Raw genomic sequence first — 17,904 nt, 5'->3', positions numbered from 1 at the left:
CGCGCGTCATTCCGGAGATTCCATGCAAACCGTATCGATGCTGATCGGCGGCGAACGCCGCCATTCTTCCAGCGGCGCGACCTTCGTACGCCGCAACCCGCTCGACGGCGAAATCGCGTCCGAAGCGCCCGCCTGCACCGTCGACGATGCGCGTGCGGCGGCCGACGCGGCCGCCCGCGCGTTTCCCGGCTGGGCCGCGCTCGGCCCCGGCGCGCGTCGCGCGCTGCTGCTGAAGGCGGCCGCCGCGCTCGAAGCGAAACACGAGCAGTTCGTCGCCGCGATGGCGGCCGAGACGGGCGCGTCCGCGCTGTGGGCGGGCTTCAACGTGCACCTCGCGGCGAGCGGGCTCGTCGAGGCCGCGTCGCTGACCACGCAGGTCGGCGGCGAACTGATTCCGTCCGACGTGCCGGGTTCGCTCGCGATGGGCGTGCGGCAGCCGGCCGGCGTCGTGCTCGGCATCGCGCCGTGGAATGCGCCGGTGATCCTCGCGACGCGCGCGCTTGCGCTGCCGCTTGCGTGCGGCAACACGGTCGTACTGAAGGGCTCGGAGCTGTGTCCCGTCACGCACGGACTGATCGTCGAGGCGCTGCAGGAAGCCGGGTTGCCGCCGGGCGTCGTCAATTTCGTGACGAACGCACCGGAGGATGCGGGCGCCGTCGTCGATGCGCTGATCGCGCATCCGGCCGTGCGCCGCGTGAATTTCACGGGCTCGACGCGGGTCGGCCGGATCGTCGCGGAAGCCTGCGCGCGCCACCTGAAGCCGTCGGTGCTGGAACTCGGCGGCAAGGCGCCGTTCGTCGTGCTCGACGATGCCGATATCGACGCGGCGGTCGCGGCGGCCGCGTTCGGCGCATTCGCGAATTCCGGGCAGATCTGCATGTCGACCGAGCGTATCGTCGTCGATGCTTCGATCGCCGATGCCTTCGTCGCGAAGCTCGCCGCCAAGGCCGCGTCGCTGCCGCTCGGCGATCCGCGCAAAGGGCCCGTCGTGCTCGGTTCGCTGATCGACATGAAGGCCGTCGAGCGCTGCAACGCGCTGATCGACGATGCGCTCGCGCACGGCGCGACGCTTCGGTGCGGCGGCAAGGCCGACAGCACGCTGTTCCCCGCCACGCTGCTCGACCATGTGACGCCGGCGATGCGGATCTATGCGGAAGAATCGTTCGGCCCGGTGAAGGGCATCGTGCGCGTCGACGGCGAGGAAGCCGCGATCCGCTGCGCGAACGACAACGCGTTCGGGTTGTCGTCGGCGGTATTCAGCCGCGATGTCGCGCGGGCGCTGCGCGTCGCGGCACGCATCGAGTCGGGCATCTGCCACGTGAACGGCCCGACCGTGCACGACGAGGCGCAGATGCCGTTCGGCGGCGTGAAGGAAAGCGGCTTCGGCCACTTTGGCGGCAAGGCCGGCATCGCCGCGTTCACGGACCTGCGCTGGATCACCGTGCAGACCGCGCCGCGCCACTATCCGTTCTGACGAGGCCGCCGACGATGAGGATCGCGATTCTGGGAGCGGGTGCGATGGGCTCGCTGTTCGGCGGGCTGCTGGCCGAAAGCGGCGAAGCCGTCACGCTGATCGATGTGAACGACGCGCATCTCGACGCGATTCGCCGCGACGGGCTGCGTATCGACGACGATCGCGGCGAACGGCGCATTCGCGCACTGCAGGCCGTGCGGCCGGAAGCGGCGAACGCGGATGCGCTCGCCTCGCCCGGCACACCGTTCGACCTGCTGATTGTTTTCACGAAATCGCTGCATACGCGTACCGCGCTCGGAGGCGTGCATGCACTGTTGTCACCGGACACCTACGTGCTGACGCTGCAGAACGGGCTCGGCAACGTTGAGGCGCTGAATGCGTTCGTGCCGCTCGAGCGCATCCTCGTCGGGGTGACCACGTGGCCGGCCGATGCGGCAGGGCCCGCACACGTGCGTTCGCACGGCACCGGCACGATCCGCATGATGACGGCCGACGGTGCGGCACGCCCGTTCGCGGCGACCGTGGCCGACGCGCTGTCACGCGCGGGGCTCGCCTGTACGCTCGATGCCGACGTGTGGGCGGCGATCTGGGAGAAGGTCGCGTTCAACGCGGCGCTCAACACGCTGTGCGCGGTGACGGGCTGCACGGTCGACCAGCTCGGCAATCGTGAGGACGGGCCGCGGCTCGCGCTCGCGATCGCGGCCGAGACGGCAGCCGTTGCGCGGGCGAAGGGAATCGCCGTCGACGGCGAACGCATTGCGCGCAACGTCGAACACGCAATTCGCGAGCATCGCGGCCATCGTCCGTCGATGTTGCAGGACGTGCTCGCGGGCCGCCGTACCGAAATCGACGCGATCAGCGGCAAGGTCGTCGCAGCCGCGCGCGAGGCGGGCGTCGCGGTGCCGCATGCCGAGACGCTGCTGGCGCTCGTCCGGCTGATCGACGCACGCATGAACTGAGCAGCAGGCCGGCGGCCGGCTGGCGCCGCATGACGATACGGACGCCGCGCATGCGCGATGGCGTCGGATCGGGAAGGGCTGGACAGGGTGCGGTCGACCGGCGCCGATGCGTCGACGCCGGTCGACCGCGCAGCAAAAGATCCGGGCACGCGCATGCGCGCCAGCCCGGGCAACCGGAGACGCCATGAAAGCCATCGAATGCCGTAGTCTTGCCGCGCGCCGTTCGCGCACGTTGCCGCCGATGCGCGGCGCACGGGAGGCCGCATGAGCACGCGCGACGGATTGCAGCCACCGTCAGTGGACATCGGCACGACGCTCGACGACGGGCCGTTCACGACGATGCAGCGCTGCGTGGTGCTGCTCGCCGCGCTCGCGATCGTGCTCGACGGCTTCGACGGCCAGTTGATCGGCTTCGCGATTCCGGTGCTGATCCGCGAATGGGGCATCACGCGCGGCGCGTTCGCGCCGGCCGTCGCGGCCGGGCTGATCGGGATGGGCATCGGCAGCGCATGCGCGGGGATCGTCGCGGACCGCTTCGGCCGCCGCCAGGCCGTGATCGGCAGCGTGTTCCTGTTCGGCATCGCGACCTGCGCGATCGGCTTCGCGCCCGACGTCGCGGCGATCGCGATGCTGCGCTTCGTTGCCGGCCTCGGGATCGGCGGCGCGCTGCCGACGGCCACGACGATGACGGCCGAATACACGCCCGCGCGCCGCCGCACGATGATGGTGACCGCGACGATCGTCTGCGTGCCGCTCGGCGGGATGCTGGCCGGCCTGTTCGCGCACGAGGTGCTGCCGCGCTACGGCTGGCGCGGGCTGTTCTTCGCGGGCGGCGCGCTGCCGCTCGTGCTCGGCTTCGTGCTCGTGCGCGCGCTGCCCGAATCGCCGCGCTATCTCGCGCGGCGCCCCGCACGCTGGCCGGAACTCGGCGCGCTGCTCGCGCGGATGCAGCGGCCGGTCGCGCCGGGCACCGTGTTCACCGACATGAAGGACGCCCGCGCGGCCGGCGGGCGCGGCGGCTTCGGCGCACTGTTCGAGCGCGGCCAGGCGCGCGACACGATCGCGCTGTGGTGCGCGTTCTTCATGTGCCTGCTCGCCGTGTACGCGGCGTTCAGCTGGCTGCCGACGATGCTGGCGGCGAGCGGGTTGAGCGTGTCGGTCGCGGGCTCGGGGCTCACCGCGTACAACCTCGGCGGCGTGATCGGCGCGCTGCTGTGCGCATGGGCGATCGCGCATGCGGGGTCGCGCTGGCCGCTCGCGGTGTGCAGCATCGGCGGCGCGGCGAGCGCGGTGTGGCTGATGGGTGTCGATGCAAGCCGCCACACCGGCTGGCTGATCGTCGGGCTCGGCCTGCACGGGCTGTTCGTCAACGCGGTGCAGTCGACGATGTATGCGCTTTGCGCGTACATCTACCCGACAGCGGTGCGCGCGACGGGTACCGCGAGCGCGCTCGCGTTCGGCCGGCTCGGCGCGATCCTCAGCGCGTTCGCGGGTGCGATCGTGATCACGGCGGGCGGCGCGGGCGCGTACCTGACGATGCTGGCCGTCGCGATGGGCGTGGTATGCATCGCGCTGCTCGCGATGCGGCGGCACATCCCGCGGCTGTCGCATGCGCAGGCGGCGCCGCGCGAAGGGGAGGAGCTGGCCCGCACGTCGTCGTGACGGCGGGCCCATGACGTGCGTTACAGCGTGGTGCGCACGTGCCAGAGCTCGGGGAACAGCACGACGTCGAGCATCTTGCGCAGGTACGGCGCGCCGCTCGTGCCGCCGGTGCCCTGCTTGAAGCCGATGATGCGTTCGACGGTCGTCACGTGACGGAAGCGCCACTGGCGGAACGCATCCTCGAGATCGACCAGTTCCTCGGCCATCTCGTACAGCTCCCAGTGCTGCTGCGGATGACGATAGACCTCGAGCCACGCGGCTTCGACCGTCTCGTCGTGCCGCATCGGCTGCGTCCAGTCGCGATCGAGCCGCTCGGGCGCGATCGGGAAGCCGCGCCGCGCGAGCAGGCGCACGACCTCGTCGTAGAACGACGGCGCTTCGAGCGTCGCGCGCACCTGTTCGAGGATGTCGGGCCGGTGCGCGTGCGGCTGCAGCATCTGCACGTTCTTGTTGCCGAGCAGGAATTCGAGCTGGCGGTACTGGTACGACTGGAAGCCCGACGACTGGCCGAGATACGGCCGCATCGCCGAATACTCGGACGGCGTCATCGTCGACAGCACGCTCCACGCCTGCACCAGCTGTTCGAGGATGCGCGACACGCGTGCGAGCATCTTGAACGCGGGCGGCAGCGCGTCGGTGCGCACCGCATCGAGCGCGCCGCGCAGTTCGAACAGTGCGAGCTTCATCCACAGCTCGCTCGTCTGATGCTGGATGATGAACAGCATCTCGTTGTGATCGGGCGACAGCGGATGCTGCGCGTCGAGGATCGAATTCAGCGACAGGTAGTCGCCGTAGCTCATCGATTTCGAGAAATCGAGCTGCGCGTCGTGCCAGCCGGCGTCGCCCGGCACGTGCGGCGCGTCGTGCGCGGCTTGCGCCGGTTGTGCGGCGCGTGCGCCCGAGAACGGGCAGCCCGCCGGCGCTTCTTCGCCGGGTGGCTGCATATGACCAGAATTCACGACTTTCTCCAGATTTGAATGACGAACGCGCGGCGCGCGGCTTGCGCGCGCCGGGCAAAACCGGTCAGGTCACCGCGCCGCGCTCGGCGAACTCGGGCGCCTTCCACGCGTCGGTGGCGAGGATGTCGCGCAGCGTCTCGACGGCATCCCACACGTCGGCGAAGCGCGTATAGAGCGGCGTGAAGCCGAAGCGCAGCACGTACGGCTCGCGGTAGTCGCCGATCACGCCGCGCGCGATCAGCGCCTGCATCACTTCGTAGCCGTGCGGATGCTCGAAGCTGGCCTGCGAGCCGCGCTGGTGATGCGCGCGCGGCGTGACGAGCTTCAGCGACAGGCCCGCGCAGCGCGCTTCGACGAGCGCGATGAACGCGTCGGTCAGCGCGAGCGACTTGCGACGGATCGTCTGCATGTTGGTTTGCAGGAAGACGTCGAGCCCGCATTCGACCATCGACATCGACACGATCGGCTGCGTGCCGCACAGGAAGCGCGCGATGCCCGGGTCGGGCGCGAAGCCCGGCTGCATCGCGAACGGCGCGCGGTGGCCCCACCAGCCGGACAGCGGCTGCGAGAAATGCGCGAGATGGCGTTGCGGCACCCACACGAACGCTGGCGAGCCGGGGCCGCCGTTAAGGTACTTGTACGTGCAGCCGACCGCGCCGTCCGCGCGCGCGCCGTTCAGGTCGACCGGCACCGCGCCGGCCGAGTGCGCGAGATCCCACAGCATCAGCGCGCCCGCGTCGTGCACGAGCTGCGTGACGGCCGGCATGTCGTGCATGTAGCCGGTGCGGTAGTTCACGTGCGTGATCATCGCGACGGCCGTGTCCGCGCCGAGCGCGGCCGGCAGGTCGGCCGGATCGTCGATCAGGCGCAGTTCGTAGTCGCCGCCGAGCTGCTCGATCAGCCCCTGCGCGATATACAGGTCGGTCGGGAAGTTCGAGCGTTCCGACACGATCACGCGGCGCTCGGGCGCACGTTCGGCCTGGTGGCGCAGCATCGCCGACAGCAGCTTGAACAGGTTGATCGAGATGGTGTCGGTGACGACCGTCTCGCCGGGCGCGCCGCCGATCAGCGTCGCGAGCTTGTCGCCGAGACGGCGCGGCAGCGCGAACCAGCCGGCCGTGTTCCAGCTGCGGATCAGGCCTTCGCCCCATTCGGCGCCGATCACCTGCTGCGCGCGGGCAGCCGACGCGCGCGGCTGCGCGCCGAGCGAGTTGCCGTCGAGGTAGATCACGCCGTCGGGCAGCGAGAACTGGTTGCGCAGCGGGGCAAGCGGGTCGTCGCGGTCGAGCGCGAGCGCATCTTCACGGGTCTTGATCATGATGTGGGGTCGTAGGTCGGGGTAATCAGGCGGCACGCGCGGGCAGCGTGCGCAGCACGGCGCGCACGGGGCTCGCGTCGAGTGTCGTGAACTTCAGCGGCAGCGCGATCAGCTCATAGTCGCCGGGCGGCACGTCGTCGAGCACGATGCCTTCGAGAATCGCCATCCGGTGGGCACGCACGCGGTGGTGCGCGTCCATCGTCTTCGACTCCTGCGGGTCGAGCGACGGCGTATCGATGCCGATCAGCTTCACGCCGCGCGCGGCGAGCAGGTCGACGGTTTCGGGCGCGACCGCGCAGAAATCGCTGTCCCACTGCTCGACGCTGGCGCGTGCACAGGTGCGCAGCAGCACGCGCGGCGGTACGCCGTCGAGCGCGGCCGCGATGTCGGCCGGCTGCACGACGGGCGACGCGCCGATGCAATGGATCACGCGGCACGGGCCGAGGTAGGTGTCGAGCGGCACGGCGCCGATCGGCGCGCCGTCGGCGTCGTAGTGCAGCGGCGCGTCGCAGTGCGCGCCGGTGTGCGGCGACAGCGTCAGGCGCGCGACGTTGACCGGCGAGCCGGCCTCCATCCGCCACACGCGTTCGACGGAAACCGGCGTATCGCCCGGCCACACGGGAGTGGCGGGGCTGACAGGCGGCGAGATGTCCCAGAGTGTGTCCATGGCATGACGAATCGTGAATCGATGCTTCGAATGATAGGTGGACGCTCGCAGAAAGTGCTTGCGAAATAAACATGGACAATCCGCCGGATTGGCAGATAATTCGACTCAGAGGGAAAACGGGGACCAAAAATGCACGCGATCACGCTCGATGCCACCGACTGCCGGATTCTGGCGGTACTGCAGGAGGAGGGCAGAATCAGCAATCTCGACCTGGCGGAACGCATTTCGCTTTCGCCATCCGCCTGCCTGCGCCGCATGCGCCTGCTCGAGGAGCAGGGCGTGATCGAGCACTATCGCGCGTGCCTGAGCCGCGAGAAGCTCGGCTTCGAGCTCGAGGCGTTCGTGCAGGTGTCGATGCGCAACGAAGAGAATCAATGGCACGAGCGCTTCGCGGAAGCGCTGCGCGAATGGCCGGAGGTGGTCGGCGCGTTCGTCGTGACGGGCGAAAGCCACTATCTGCTGCGCGTGCTCGCGCACAACCTCAAGCACTATTCGGATTTCGTGCTGAACCGGCTCTACAAGGCGCCGGGCGTGATGGACATCCGTTCCAACATCGTGCTGCAGACGCTGAAGGACGAAGCCGGCGCGCCGGTCGGGCTGGCGCGCACGGGAGCGATCAAAGCGGTGTGAGGCCGTGGAAGCCGCCGCCGTGGAACACGAGCGGCGGTGCCGTGTCCGATACCGCGCGCACGCCGCAGCGTTCCACTTCGCCGACGAAGATCACGTGATCGCCTTCGTCGTAACGGCTGCGGTTATGGCATTCGAACCACGCGAGCGCGCCGTCGAGCACGGGCATCCCGGAGTTGCCGGCCGCATGTGCGATTCCTTCGAAGCGGTCGCCCTTGTAGGTAGAGAAACGCTTGCACAGGTCGAGCTGCGACGCCGCGAGCACGTTCACCACGTAATGGCTGTTGCCGCGGAACACGGGCGTCGACGCCGATTTGTGCGCGAGGCTCCACAGCACGAGCGGCGGATCGAGCGACACCGAATTGAACGAGCTGGCGGTGATGCCGATCAGCTGGCCGGACGGCGCGCGCGTCGTGATCACCGTCACGCCCGTCGCGAACTGGCCGAGTGCCTGCCGGAAGGCGGCCGCGTCGAAATCCGGCGGGTTGGCGCGGCTCATCGGGCCACCATCCGGAACGGGACGGGCAGGCGCGGCGCGACGCGGGCGCGGCGGACGAAAGGCGACAAGGCGGTCGATTGGAAAGGGGTGCGCATGGCCCGATTTTAGCGGAATCGGGGCCGCCGGGCCCGACCGGACGGCGTATCGCGGGGGCAGGGTGGCGTAGCGAACACTGCCGCGCGTTGCCCGGTGCGCCGTCGCGGGCGGCCGGCAGCGCCGTTCTGGCGCGTTTTTTTGAGCGTGCCCGCTGCTCCGGTATGCATCGCGGCATCGCACCGACCATCGATCCCGCGCTATCGCGCGGCCGCCAGCCCGAGCGACAGCGCCCCCGTCACGATCAGGCTCGACGCCCACACCGCGTCGAGATTGAACCAGCTCCGCGACACGAACTTCAGCCCGAGATACCGGTACACGAGCCACGCGAGCCCGCCGCCGGCCGCGATCATCGCGGCCGCATGCACGGCCGCGACGACCAACGCCATCCCGAGATGCGCATCGACGAGCATCGTGGCCGCGCGGTGGCCGGCATCGCCGTCGAGCCCGCACAGCCCGAGGTAGATCGGCACCAGCATCAGCCCCGCGCCGTGTGCGAGCGCGACCGCGAACGACCACAGGCCGAGCCGCGCCGGCGGGATCCGCGCGAGCGCACGCGGATGCCGGCGCCGGATCAGCAGCACCGCGCCGAAGCCGATCACGAGCGCGCTCGCGCCGATCCGGATCGCCGATTGCCACGCGAGCAGTGCGGCGAGCAGCCCGAACGGCAGCATCACCGCGAACACCGCGAGCGCATGGCCGAGCGCGAGATACCCGAGCGCCGCGACGAGCGCGGTGCCGCGGCGCGTCATCAGCGCGTTCGACACCGCGAGCGGCCAGCCCATCGCGGGGTTGAGCCCGTGATAGACGCCGCTTGCGAGCACGGCCGCCCACAGGGCGGCTTGCGCGTGCAGGCCGGCGTTCAACGCCCGGCCGACGGATAGCAGAACGAGTCGGTCGAGCAGTCGCCGCCTTCGAGCCGGATCTGGTGCGCGCGGTAGCCGTCGGGGAACTCGACCCAGTAGTCGTCGGCGAGCGTCAGGCCGCCGTCCGGCCCCGCATGCGCGAGCACCTGCGCGCCCGGCACGCCGTCCGGATAGAACTGGTCGTCCCATGTCGAATACAGCGAGTTGGTCCAGTACACGCGGCGGCCGTCGCGACTGATCTCGACCATCTGCGGCCCGCCCGCGAACCTGCGGCCGTTCGTGTGCGGCGCGCGGCGCGCGATGCCGCCGATGCGCACCGACCCCGCGAGCACCGGGTTGTGCGGATCCGACACGTCGTACTGACGCATCTCGCCGGTGCCCCAGCACGACACGTACAGGAAGCGGTCGTCGAGCGACAGGTCGATGTCGGTCACGAGCGGCGGCACCGCGCCGAACGATTTCAGCAACGGCGGCAGTTCATCGGCTGCGGCGGGCTCTGCCGGGATCGTCGCGGTCTTCTTCACATGGAATTTGCCGCCTTCGCGCCACCAGGTCCAGATCGAGCCTTCGAGATTCGTCGTGTCGACCACGACACCGACGAATCCGTATTCGCGTGCCGGATCGTGCGCGGGCCGCACCTCGAGCGCCATCTGGTGCTGCGCGCCGAGATCGATCGTCTGCACGTTGCGCCGCGCGCGCAGGTCCCAGAAATGCAGGCGGTGCCCGTATTTGTTCGCGAGCAGGTCCTCGGGGACGATGCCGTTCTCGAATTGCGGCGGCAGCGCCCATTCGCTCGACACCATGTAGTCGCGCGGCAGGTTCCACCAGAAGTCGTAATGCTTGTCCTGCGAGCCGCGATCGATCTCCCAGCGGCCGAGCACGTCGAAGGTTTCGCAATCCATGATGAAGATGCCGGGCGCGCCGTCGGTGCCGTCCTTGCCCGCGCCGCCGAGCGTGCTCACGTAGATGCCCTCGGGGCCGCAATGCACGGTGTGCGGCCGCGAATAGCCGGTCTTCGCGAAGATCTCGTCGGGCTCGATGATCTTGTGGATGCGCGCCTGCGTCGGATGCGGCTTCGTGTCGATCACGTAGATGCGCGACGAGCGCAGGCCGGGGATGATCAGGAAGCGGCGTTCGAGGAACGCATGGCCGGTCAGCGGCGACAGCGACGACGAGCACGCATTCCAGCCGAAGTGGTGAAACTCGTCGCCGGTGTTCGGCATCGTCACGGTGTGCACGATCTTTCCGTAGGTCGGCGAACCGGGCTTCACGTCGATCACGGCGAGCGCGTCGGCTCTGGAAAAATCGGGGCTCAGCAACAACGTATAGGCAAACGCTTCCGCCGGCGCCTGCATCGCAAGCTCGGGCGAGGCGTGAAACGTCGGGTCAGGCCGCATGCTCATGGTGATGCCCTCTCATGGTGTCGGATCGTGGATGCACGGCCGTTCGTTGCGGACGTGCGGACTGCGGGGGCCGTGCGGCGCGCATCGCGCCGGCGGGAGCGATCGGCAGGCGGGTGCGCGCGTCGGCAACGCGTGCGGCGCCGTGCGTCAGATCGTGAAAGCGGTTGAAGGCGAATTGCCGAATCGTGGCGCCCGCCGTGAGACGGGTGCGCGCCGTCGCAACGGTGCGATCGAGGTGCCGGCGCGCGAGGTCGCGGTGACCGGGCCCGCGAAGCGGGCGATGTCTGTTAAGGCGTGCATATCGATGTTCCGGCAGATGATGTTTGCATCAGGGTCGGGCGTGCATCGGACGCTTGGCTGGCGCGACGGGTTTGCCGCCGCTTGTGCGTGCCTAAGTGTAGACGAGAAATGCGCGGCCGGTCGCGCGCGGTGGCCGCCATGTCTGCCAGGTTCGCGCGCGAGTGAGATACTTGCCGGAGTGCCGTTCGTCGCGCATCACGTGCGGGCGGCGGCGAGGCGAAACGGTGGCGCCGGCGCATGCGTGCCGGCTGCCGTCATCAACGAGGGCTGATTTCATGGGGAACGAGATGCTTGAAACCGCGACGCTGGGAGGCGGGTGTTTCTGGTGTACCGAGGCCGTGTTTCTCGACGTCGACGGTGTAACGGCCGTCCAGTCGGGTTACGCGGGCGGCCATACGCGCAATCCCGGCTATCGCGACATCTGCGAAGGCGATACGGGCCACGCGGAAGTCGTCAACGTGACGTTCGATCCGGCGCGCATCGGCTATCGCGAGATCCTCGAGATCTTCTTCGCGACGCACGATCCGACCCAGTTGAACCGGCAGGGCAACGACACCGGCACGCAGTACCGGTCGGTCGTGTTCACGCATTCGGATGCGCAGCGCGACACCGCGCTCGACGTGATCCGTGAGCTCGAGCGCGAGCAGGTGTTCGGGCAGCCGATCGTCACGCAGGTGGTGCCGCTCGACGGCAACTACTGGCCGGCCGAGGACTATCATCAGAACTATTACGCGCAGAACCCGGGGCAGGGCTACTGCTCGGTCGTGATCGGGCCGAAGCTCGCGAAATTCCGGCAGAAGTTCTCGCACCGGCTGAAGTCGCTGCGCGGCGCGTAAGCGCGCGGCCGGAAGGAACGGGCGTTATGCCGCCTCGTTGCGCCACTGCGCGCACGCGGCGGCGATTTCGCGCGCCAGCGCGATGCACGACAGCGGCGCGGAGCCTTCCGCCTTGTTGTTGATCGTGATGATCACCGGCTGCCCGGCCAGCGCGTAGCGCGCGGCCAGTTCCGCGAGCGCCGAGCGGGTGGCCGGATCTTCGTCGACGAGCTTGTCGAACGGCTCGTATTTCGCTTTCGCCTGTTCGTACTTGAAGCCGCCGTGCAGGCTCCAGCGCACGATCAGCGGCCCCGGCGTGTCGCCGTCGAGCAGCGCGAGCGCGGCGGCCTGGCGCAGCGGGTCGGGCATCCGCGCATGCAGGCCGACGCAGTAGCGCACGCCGAGTGCGGCCAGTGCGCGGATGAAGCGCGGCGTGAGCAGGCTCGCGTCGCGGATTTCGATCGCATAGCGCGTGCTGTCGGCTTCGGGCGGCAGCGGCGGCAGCGCCGCGAAAAACGCGGTCAGCCGGTCGATCAACGCGGCCGGTTCGGCAAGCAGTTGGTCGGGCAGCGGCGAGAACTGGAACACGAGCACGCCCGCTTTCCGGCCGAGTCCTTCGAGACACGGCTGCACGAATTCGCGGGTCGCGAGCGACGCGTCGAGAAAGGTCGGGTTCGGCCCCGACGGCTCGCCGCGCCGGCCGCGGATCACCGCGTCGGTCACCGATGCCGGCGCCTTCACGACGAAGCGGAAATCGTCGGGCACCTGCTGCGCGTAGCGCAGGTAGTCGGCCACCGACAGCGGGCCGTAGAACGACCGGTCGAGGCTCACGCTTTTCAGCAGCGGATGCGCGCCGTACGCTTCGAGCCCTTCGCGCGACAGCTTCGTCTGCGCGAAATCGCCGTCGTAGACGATGCCGTTCCAGCCCGGGAAGTACCACGACGATGTGCCGAGCCTGACGTTCGGCGGCAGGCCGGCCGCCGCATCGGCGACGTCCGCCGCGATCGGTGCGGGCAGCACGCCGCGCTTGCGCCGGCCTTTCTTGGGCGGCGCGGCGGGCGGGGACGGTTCGTCCCACAGCAGGCCGGACGAGGCTGCCGGTTCGTCGCCGGCGGGGGCGGAGGGCGCGCGGGTGCGCGGCGCCGGCTGCGCGTCGTCGTGCGCGTCCGGCATCACGTGTTCATCGGTGCCGGCGGGCCGGTCGTCACTCGCAGGCGACGCGCGTGCGGCATCCGTCGGCACGCCGAACAGGTCGAATTGTCCGTCGGCGTGCGACCCGTCCGCATCGTCGTGCTGCTGTCGTTCCGGCGGCGCCTTGCGCCGCGTCCTGCCGTCACCCATGCATGCCCAGCGTGATGTGCTGCCTAGCGCGGCAGCGCGTGTTCGTACATATAGCGCCGCGACCACGGCAGCGTTTTCGCGCTGCGTCCGGCCTTGCGGCACACGATCTGGAAGATCGACACGTCGTCGTGCTCGAATGCATACGCGCAGCCGGCCAGATACACGCGCCAGATGCGGAATTTTTCGTCGTCGACGAGTGCTTTCGCCTGGTCGGCCTTCGCTTCGAAGTTTTCCGTCCAGATTTCCAGTGTGCGCGCATAGTGCCGCCGCAGGCTTTCGACGTCAATCGCCTCGAGTCCGCCGCGCTGCGCCGATTCGAGCGCGAGGCTGATGTGCGGCAGCTCGCCGTCCGGGAACACGTAGCGGTCGATGAATTCGCCGCCGCCGAGCGCCGTTTCGCCGCTTTCCGCGTCGGTCGACGTGATCCCGTGGTTCATCGCGATGCCTTCGTCGGCGAGCAGGTCGTGCACGCGCGAGAAGTAGAGCGGCAGGTTCTTGCGGCCGACGTGCTCGAACATCCCGACGCTCGTGATGCGGTCGAACTGGCCGTCGATCTCGCGGTAATCCTGCAGACGAATCTCGATCCTGTCTTCCAGCCCCGCGGCCTTCACGCGCGCGGTTGCGAGGTCGAACTGGTTCTGCGACAGCGTCACGCCGAGACACGTCGCGCCGAACTTCTGCGCGGCGCGCAGCACGAGCGCCCCCCAGCCGCAGCCGATGTCGAGCAGGCGCTGGCCGGGCTCGAGCCGGATCTTCGTCAGGATGTGGTCGATCTTCTTGATCTGCGCGGTGGCGAGATCCTCGTCGCCGTTCTCGAAGTACGCACACGAGTACACCATGTTCTCGTCGAGCCACAGCTGGTAGAACTCGTTGGAGACGTCGTAGTGATACTGGATCGCCTTCCGGTCGGTGCTCTTCGAGTGATTGAAGTAGCGCTTCACGCGTGCGAGCTTGCTCGCGCTCGTCACGGTGCTGCGCGCGAGCGAGTAGCCGATGTTGATGATGTCCGACAGCTTGCCTTCGATGTCGATCTTGCCCTTCACGTACGCCTCGCCGAGATTGTCGAGGCTCGGTTCGAGCAGCAGCGGCAGCGCCGACGCGCTGTTCACCTTCAGCGTGACCTGCGGCGCGCTGAAGGTGCCGAAATCGAGTTGATCGCCGTTCCACAGCACGAGGCGCGCAGGTATGTTCGCTTTCGCCCGTACTTCGTCCGCCCACTGTGCCAGCTTCTTTTCCCAGAACATTTGGATTCTCCGTTTGTTCGTTGAATCGAATACAGCCAAGTATCTTGACCGGCGCCCGCCGCTTGCGAGGCGGGCGCCCGGATGCAACACGAGACACGACCGGCACGCGCCGGCGCCGCGCTTACGGCGACAGGCGCGAGATCGTCCAGCCCGGCGACGCCGCGGCGTCGCGCGTATAGAGCAGGCGGTCGTGCAGCCGCGACGGGCGCCCCTGCCAGAACTCGATCGAGTCGGGTACGAGGCGGTAGCCGCCCCAGTGCGGCGGGCGCGGCGGGTTGTCGCCGTAGCGCTCGCCGACGGCCTTTTCGCGCGCTTCGAGCGTCGCGCGGCTGTCGATCACGGCGCTCTGCTCCGACGCCCATGCGCCGATGCGCGAGCCGAGCGGTCGCGACGCGAAATAGCGGTCGCTTTCTTCGGCGCTGGTTTTCTCGATCCGGCCTTCGATGCGCACCTGGCGCTCGAGCTCGATCCAGTAGAACAGCAGCGCGGCTTGCGGATGCACGGCGAGATCGTGCCCCTTGCGGCTTTCGTAATTGGTGAAAAAGACGAACCCGCGTTCGTCGACGCCCTTGATGAGCACGATTCGGGCCGACGGCCGGCCGTCGTCGCCGACGGTCGCGAGCGTCATCGTGTTCGGCTCGGGCAGCTGGGCGGCGAGCGCCTCCTTGAACCAGCGATCGAACTGGGCGAAGGGGTCGGGGGCGGCATCGGCTTCGTCGAGCGAAGCACGTGAATAGTTGATGCGGAGATCGGCGAGAGTCGTCATGTTATGCAAACGCTTCAATCTGGGGCCAGTATAGCGAACGCGCGAGAATCGTGCGTGCACAGTGGCGCGTTCGAGCGGGGAGTTCAGGCAAAATAGAGGGCTGCACGACTTACGTTTTCCTTGCTGCCATGTCTTCCGCCGACGCTGCCCCGCCTAGTTCTTCTGATCTTACCCCGACACCGGAAATCCAGCTTGACGTGGATCGCGCCCGGCGTTTCGGCGGCGTCGCGCGCCTGTACGGCGCGCCGGCCGCTGCCGCGTTCGAGCGTGCGCACGTCGCGGTGATAGGGATCGGCGGCGTCGGATCGTGGGTGGCCGAGGCGCTCGCGCGCAACGCGGTCGGCACGCTGACGCTGATCGATCTCGACAACGTCGCCGAAAGCAATACCAACCGGCAGATCCATGCGCTCGACGGCAATTACGGCAAGCCGAAGGTCGACGCGATGGCCGAGCGGATCGCGCTGATCGATCCCGCGTGCCGCGTGAACCGGATCGAGGATTTCGTCGAGCCGGACAACTTCGACGCGCTGCTCGGCGGCGGCTTCGACTACGTGATCGACGCGATCGACAGCGTGCGCACGAAGGTCGCGCTGATCGCGTGGTGCGTCGCGCAGCGGCAGCCGCTCGTCGTCGTCGGCGGCGCGGGCGGGCAGCTCGACCCGACGCGCATCCGCATCGACGATCTCGCGCTGACGATCCAGGATCCGCTGCTGTCGAAGGTGCGTGCGCAGTTGCGCAAGCAGCACGGCTTTCCGCGCGGCCCGAAGGCGCGTTTCAAGGTCAGTGCCGTGTATTCGGATGAACCGCTGATCTACCCGGAAGCTGCCGCGTGCGACCTCGAGGACGGCACCGAGCCGTCCGCGGCTGCCCACGTCGCGGGGCTCAACTGCGCGGGGTTCGGTTCGAGCGTGTGTGTGACCGCGAGCTTCGGTTTCGCGGCCGCCGCGCATGCACTGCGCGCGATTGCGGCGCAGGCGGCCGGCTGAGCCCGCGACGCGCGGGCAGGGCAGGATGAGGCGGCGGCGCGTCTAACGTGCCGCGCGCGATTTGGCGATGCAGCCGGGCCGTTGCGGCCCGGCACGTCGTGCGTCAGTTGAGCGCCATGCTCAGCTTGCGTCGCCACCCGGCGACGAGGTCGGGACGATCGCCGGCCAGTTCGAACACCGAGATCAGCGTGCGGCGGCCGAGATCGTCGCCGTACGCGCGATCGCGCGAGACGATTTCCAGCAGCTGCTCCACCGCACCGTCGTACGCGCGTCGCGCGATCAGGCTCTGCGCGAGGTCGAAGCGCGCGTCGAGATCGGCCGGGTTCGCCGCGATGCGCGCCTCGATCGCATCGGTCGGCGGCAGGTCGGCTGTCGCGTCGAGCGCATCGAAACGGGTCTTGATCGCCTGGTAGCGCGGATCGCCGTTCTGCAGCGTTTGCGGTGACAGGCGTTCGGTTTCGGCGCGTGCGGCGTCGATCTGGTTGCTCGCGAGCAGCAGCTCGATCAGGTCGAGGCGTGCGTCGTCGAAACCGGGGCTCAGCACGAGCGCCGCTTCGAGGTGCGTGAGCGCATCGTCGTAGCGCTGTTCGGCCATCGCGTACTGCGCGGCGCGGCGCTCGGCTTCCTCGGGCGCCGGCAGCAGCCGGTCGAGGAATGCGCGCAGCTGGCCTTCGGGCAGCACGCCGACGAACTGGTCGACCGGGCGCCCGTCCGCAAACGCGATCACGTGCGGGATGCTGCGCGTCTGGAAGTGCGCGGCGAGTTCCTGGTTTTCGTCGACGTTGACCTTCACGAGCTTCCAGCGCCCTTCATAGTCGGCTTCGAGCTTTTCCAGCAGCGGGCCGAGCGTCTTGCAGGGGCCGCACCACGGCGCCCAGAAGTCGACCAGCACGGGCGTGTCCAGCGACGCCTCGATGACGTCGTTCTCGAATGTGGCAAGCGTGGTGTCCATGTCGTTCTCTTTCGTTCGAATATCGTCAGGATGGGGGCAGCGCGCCCCTTTTTCAACGCGGCTTCGATTCGGGCAGCGGAATCCATTCGGTCTCGCCCGGCACCTTGCCCATTTCCTGGCGGGTCCAGGCGGCTTTCGCGCGCTCGATCGCGTCGCGGCTGCTGGCGACGAAATTCCACTCGATGAAGCGTTCGCCGTCGATCCTGTCGCCGCCGAGCAGCATCGCGCGCGCGCCGCTGCCGCTCGTCAGCGTGACCGCGGCACCCGGCGCGAGTACGGCCATCTGTTCGGCCGGTACCGGCGTGCCGTCGATCGCGAGCTCGCCGTCGACCACGTAGACCGCGCGCTCCTCGTGCGCCGCATCGAGTTCGAGCCGGCCGCCGGCCGCGAATTCGGCCGCGACGTACAGCGTGCGCGAGAAGGTGGTCACGGGCGAGCGCAGCCCGAACGCATCGCCGGCGATCACCGTCAGCGCGACGCCGTCTTCGTTGCGCTTGGGCAGCGTGTCGGCCGCGTGGTGCTCGAACGACGGCTCGGTCGTCTCGTGCGCTTGCGGCAGCGCGACCCAGGTCTGGATCCCGTGCACGGTATGGCCGTTCGCGCGTTGCGCGTCGGGTGTGCGCTCGGAGTGGACGATTCCGCGGCCGGCCGTCATCCAGTTCACGTCGCCCGGCACGATTTCCTGCAGCGAGCCGAGGCTGTCGCGGTGCAGGATCGCGCCGTCGAACAGGTAGGTGACGGTCGCGAGCCCGATGTGCGGGTGCGGGCGTACGTCGAGCCCCGTGCCGGCCGGCAGCGTGGCGGGTCCCATGTGATCGAAGAAGATGAACGGGCCGACGAGGCGCGCGGCGAGCGCGGGCAGCGTGCGGCGCACCTGCAGGTTGCCGATGTCGCGCACGTGCGGCTTCAGCAGGGCTTTGATCGAGTCGGTCATGGTGAATCCTGTGGAGCGGCGGGGGGATGCCGGTCATTG

At 68.9% G+C, this 17,904-nt stretch carries 17 protein-coding genes; 6 read left to right on the top strand and 11 right to left on the bottom strand.

Features of this window, described 5'->3' with window-relative positions:
- Positions 1–22 precede the first annotated feature (22 nt).
- The 3 genes from AC5LXK_RS13805 (at position 23) to AC5LXK_RS13795 (ending at position 4,095) form a co-directional block, all read left to right on the top strand.
- Entirely contained in the window at positions 23–1,474 is a 1,452-nt protein-coding gene (locus AC5LXK_RS13805) for an aldehyde dehydrogenase (protein WP_493389309.1), read from the top strand.
- Positions 1,475–1,488: 14 nt separating this feature from the next.
- Positions 1,489–2,433, top strand: coding sequence for a ketopantoate reductase family protein (locus AC5LXK_RS13800; protein WP_493389308.1), 945 nt, complete (start codon positions 1,489–1,491; stop codon positions 2,431–2,433).
- Positions 2,434–2,697: 264 nt separating this feature from the next.
- Complete coding sequence (locus tag AC5LXK_RS13795; RefSeq protein ID WP_493389307.1) at positions 2,698–4,095, top strand: MFS transporter; 1,398 nt, start codon at positions 2,698–2,700, stop codon at positions 4,093–4,095.
- 20 nt (positions 4,096–4,115) lie between these two features.
- On the opposite strand, the gene kynA is transcribed toward AC5LXK_RS13795, so the two are convergent.
- The 3 genes from kynA to kynB all read right to left on the bottom strand — a co-directional run bounded on the left by kynA (position 4,116) and on the right by kynB (position 7,039).
- On the bottom strand, positions 4,116–5,039 hold the full coding sequence (kynA, locus tag AC5LXK_RS13790) for a tryptophan 2,3-dioxygenase (RefSeq protein ID WP_493391225.1): 924 nt from the start codon (positions 5,037–5,039) through the stop codon (positions 4,116–4,118).
- A 79-nt stretch (positions 5,040–5,118) separates the two neighbouring features.
- The gene (gene kynU / locus AC5LXK_RS13785) at positions 5,119–6,372 is read right to left on the bottom strand and encodes a kynureninase (RefSeq protein ID WP_493389306.1); all 1,254 of its coding nucleotides are present in this window, start codon (positions 6,370–6,372) and stop codon (positions 5,119–5,121) included.
- A 25-nt stretch (positions 6,373–6,397) separates the two neighbouring features.
- Positions 6,398–7,039, bottom strand: coding sequence for an arylformamidase (gene kynB / locus AC5LXK_RS13780; RefSeq protein ID WP_493389305.1), 642 nt, complete (start codon positions 7,037–7,039; stop codon positions 6,398–6,400).
- Positions 7,040–7,168: 129 nt separating this feature from the next.
- Between kynB and AC5LXK_RS13775 the strand changes: the two genes are divergently transcribed.
- Positions 7,169–7,669 carry an Lrp/AsnC family transcriptional regulator gene (locus AC5LXK_RS13775; protein ID WP_006477992.1) on the top strand — a complete coding sequence of 167 codons (501 nt, stop codon included), beginning with the start codon at positions 7,169–7,171 and terminating at the stop codon, positions 7,667–7,669.
- Here the strand turns inward: AC5LXK_RS13775 and AC5LXK_RS13770 are convergent.
- From AC5LXK_RS13770 to AC5LXK_RS13760, 3 genes are all read right to left on the bottom strand, one after another.
- Positions 7,656–8,165, bottom strand: a complete 510-nt coding sequence (locus AC5LXK_RS13770; RefSeq protein WP_059233351.1) for a flavin reductase family protein — start codon at positions 8,163–8,165, stop codon at positions 7,656–7,658. The genes AC5LXK_RS13775 and AC5LXK_RS13770 overlap by 14 nt on opposite strands.
- Positions 8,166–8,458: 293 nt before the next feature.
- Positions 8,459–9,124, bottom strand: coding sequence for a hypothetical protein (locus tag AC5LXK_RS13765; protein ID WP_493389304.1), 666 nt, complete (start codon positions 9,122–9,124; stop codon positions 8,459–8,461).
- Positions 9,121–10,527: a selenium-binding protein SBP56-related protein gene (locus tag AC5LXK_RS13760; protein WP_493389303.1), complete on the bottom strand. Its 1,407-nt coding sequence runs from the start codon at positions 10,525–10,527 to the stop codon at positions 9,121–9,123. Before AC5LXK_RS13760 ends, AC5LXK_RS13765 begins: the two co-directional genes overlap by 4 nt.
- Positions 10,528–11,102: 575 nt before the next feature.
- Between AC5LXK_RS13760 and msrA the strand changes: the two genes are divergently transcribed.
- A complete protein-coding gene (gene msrA, locus AC5LXK_RS13755) occupies positions 11,103–11,663 on the top strand; it encodes a peptide-methionine (S)-S-oxide reductase MsrA (protein ID WP_175848009.1) in 561 nt (186 codons plus the stop codon).
- Positions 11,664–11,687: 24 nt separating this feature from the next.
- Here the strand turns inward: msrA and AC5LXK_RS13750 are convergent, their stop codons facing one another.
- The 3 genes from AC5LXK_RS13750 to pdxH form a co-directional block, all read right to left on the bottom strand.
- Positions 11,688–12,983, bottom strand: coding sequence for a DUF72 domain-containing protein (locus tag AC5LXK_RS13750; RefSeq protein ID WP_493389302.1), 1,296 nt, complete (start codon positions 12,981–12,983; stop codon positions 11,688–11,690).
- 23 nt (positions 12,984–13,006) lie between these two features.
- The gene (locus AC5LXK_RS13745; protein ID WP_493389301.1) at positions 13,007–14,227 is read right to left on the bottom strand and encodes a class I SAM-dependent methyltransferase; all 1,221 of its coding nucleotides are present in this window, start codon (positions 14,225–14,227) and stop codon (positions 13,007–13,009) included.
- Between the two features lie 121 nt (positions 14,228–14,348).
- Entirely contained in the window at positions 14,349–14,993 is a 645-nt protein-coding gene (gene pdxH / locus AC5LXK_RS13740; protein WP_493389300.1) for a pyridoxamine 5'-phosphate oxidase, read from the bottom strand.
- 128 nt (positions 14,994–15,121) lie between these two features.
- Between pdxH and AC5LXK_RS13735 the strand changes: the two genes are divergently transcribed.
- A complete protein-coding gene (locus AC5LXK_RS13735) occupies positions 15,122–15,979 on the top strand; it encodes a tRNA threonylcarbamoyladenosine dehydratase (protein ID WP_493389299.1) in 858 nt (285 codons plus the stop codon).
- Between the two features lie 103 nt (positions 15,980–16,082).
- Here the strand turns inward: AC5LXK_RS13735 and trxA are convergent, their stop codons facing one another.
- Together trxA and AC5LXK_RS13725 are read right to left on the bottom strand one after the other, a co-directional pair.
- The gene (gene trxA, locus AC5LXK_RS13730; RefSeq protein ID WP_493389298.1) at positions 16,083–16,931 is read right to left on the bottom strand and encodes a thioredoxin; all 849 of its coding nucleotides are present in this window, start codon (positions 16,929–16,931) and stop codon (positions 16,083–16,085) included.
- 52 nt (positions 16,932–16,983) lie between these two features.
- On the bottom strand, positions 16,984–17,865 hold the full coding sequence (locus tag AC5LXK_RS13725) for a pirin family protein (RefSeq protein ID WP_493389297.1): 882 nt from the start codon (positions 17,863–17,865) through the stop codon (positions 16,984–16,986).
- Between the last annotated feature and the right edge of the window lie 39 nt (positions 17,866–17,904).

The sequence above is a fragment of the Burkholderia pulmonis genome (assembly GCF_984667975.1).
Note: the sequence above shows the minus strand (reverse complement) of the source record. Positions and strands in the feature narration are given on the sequence as shown.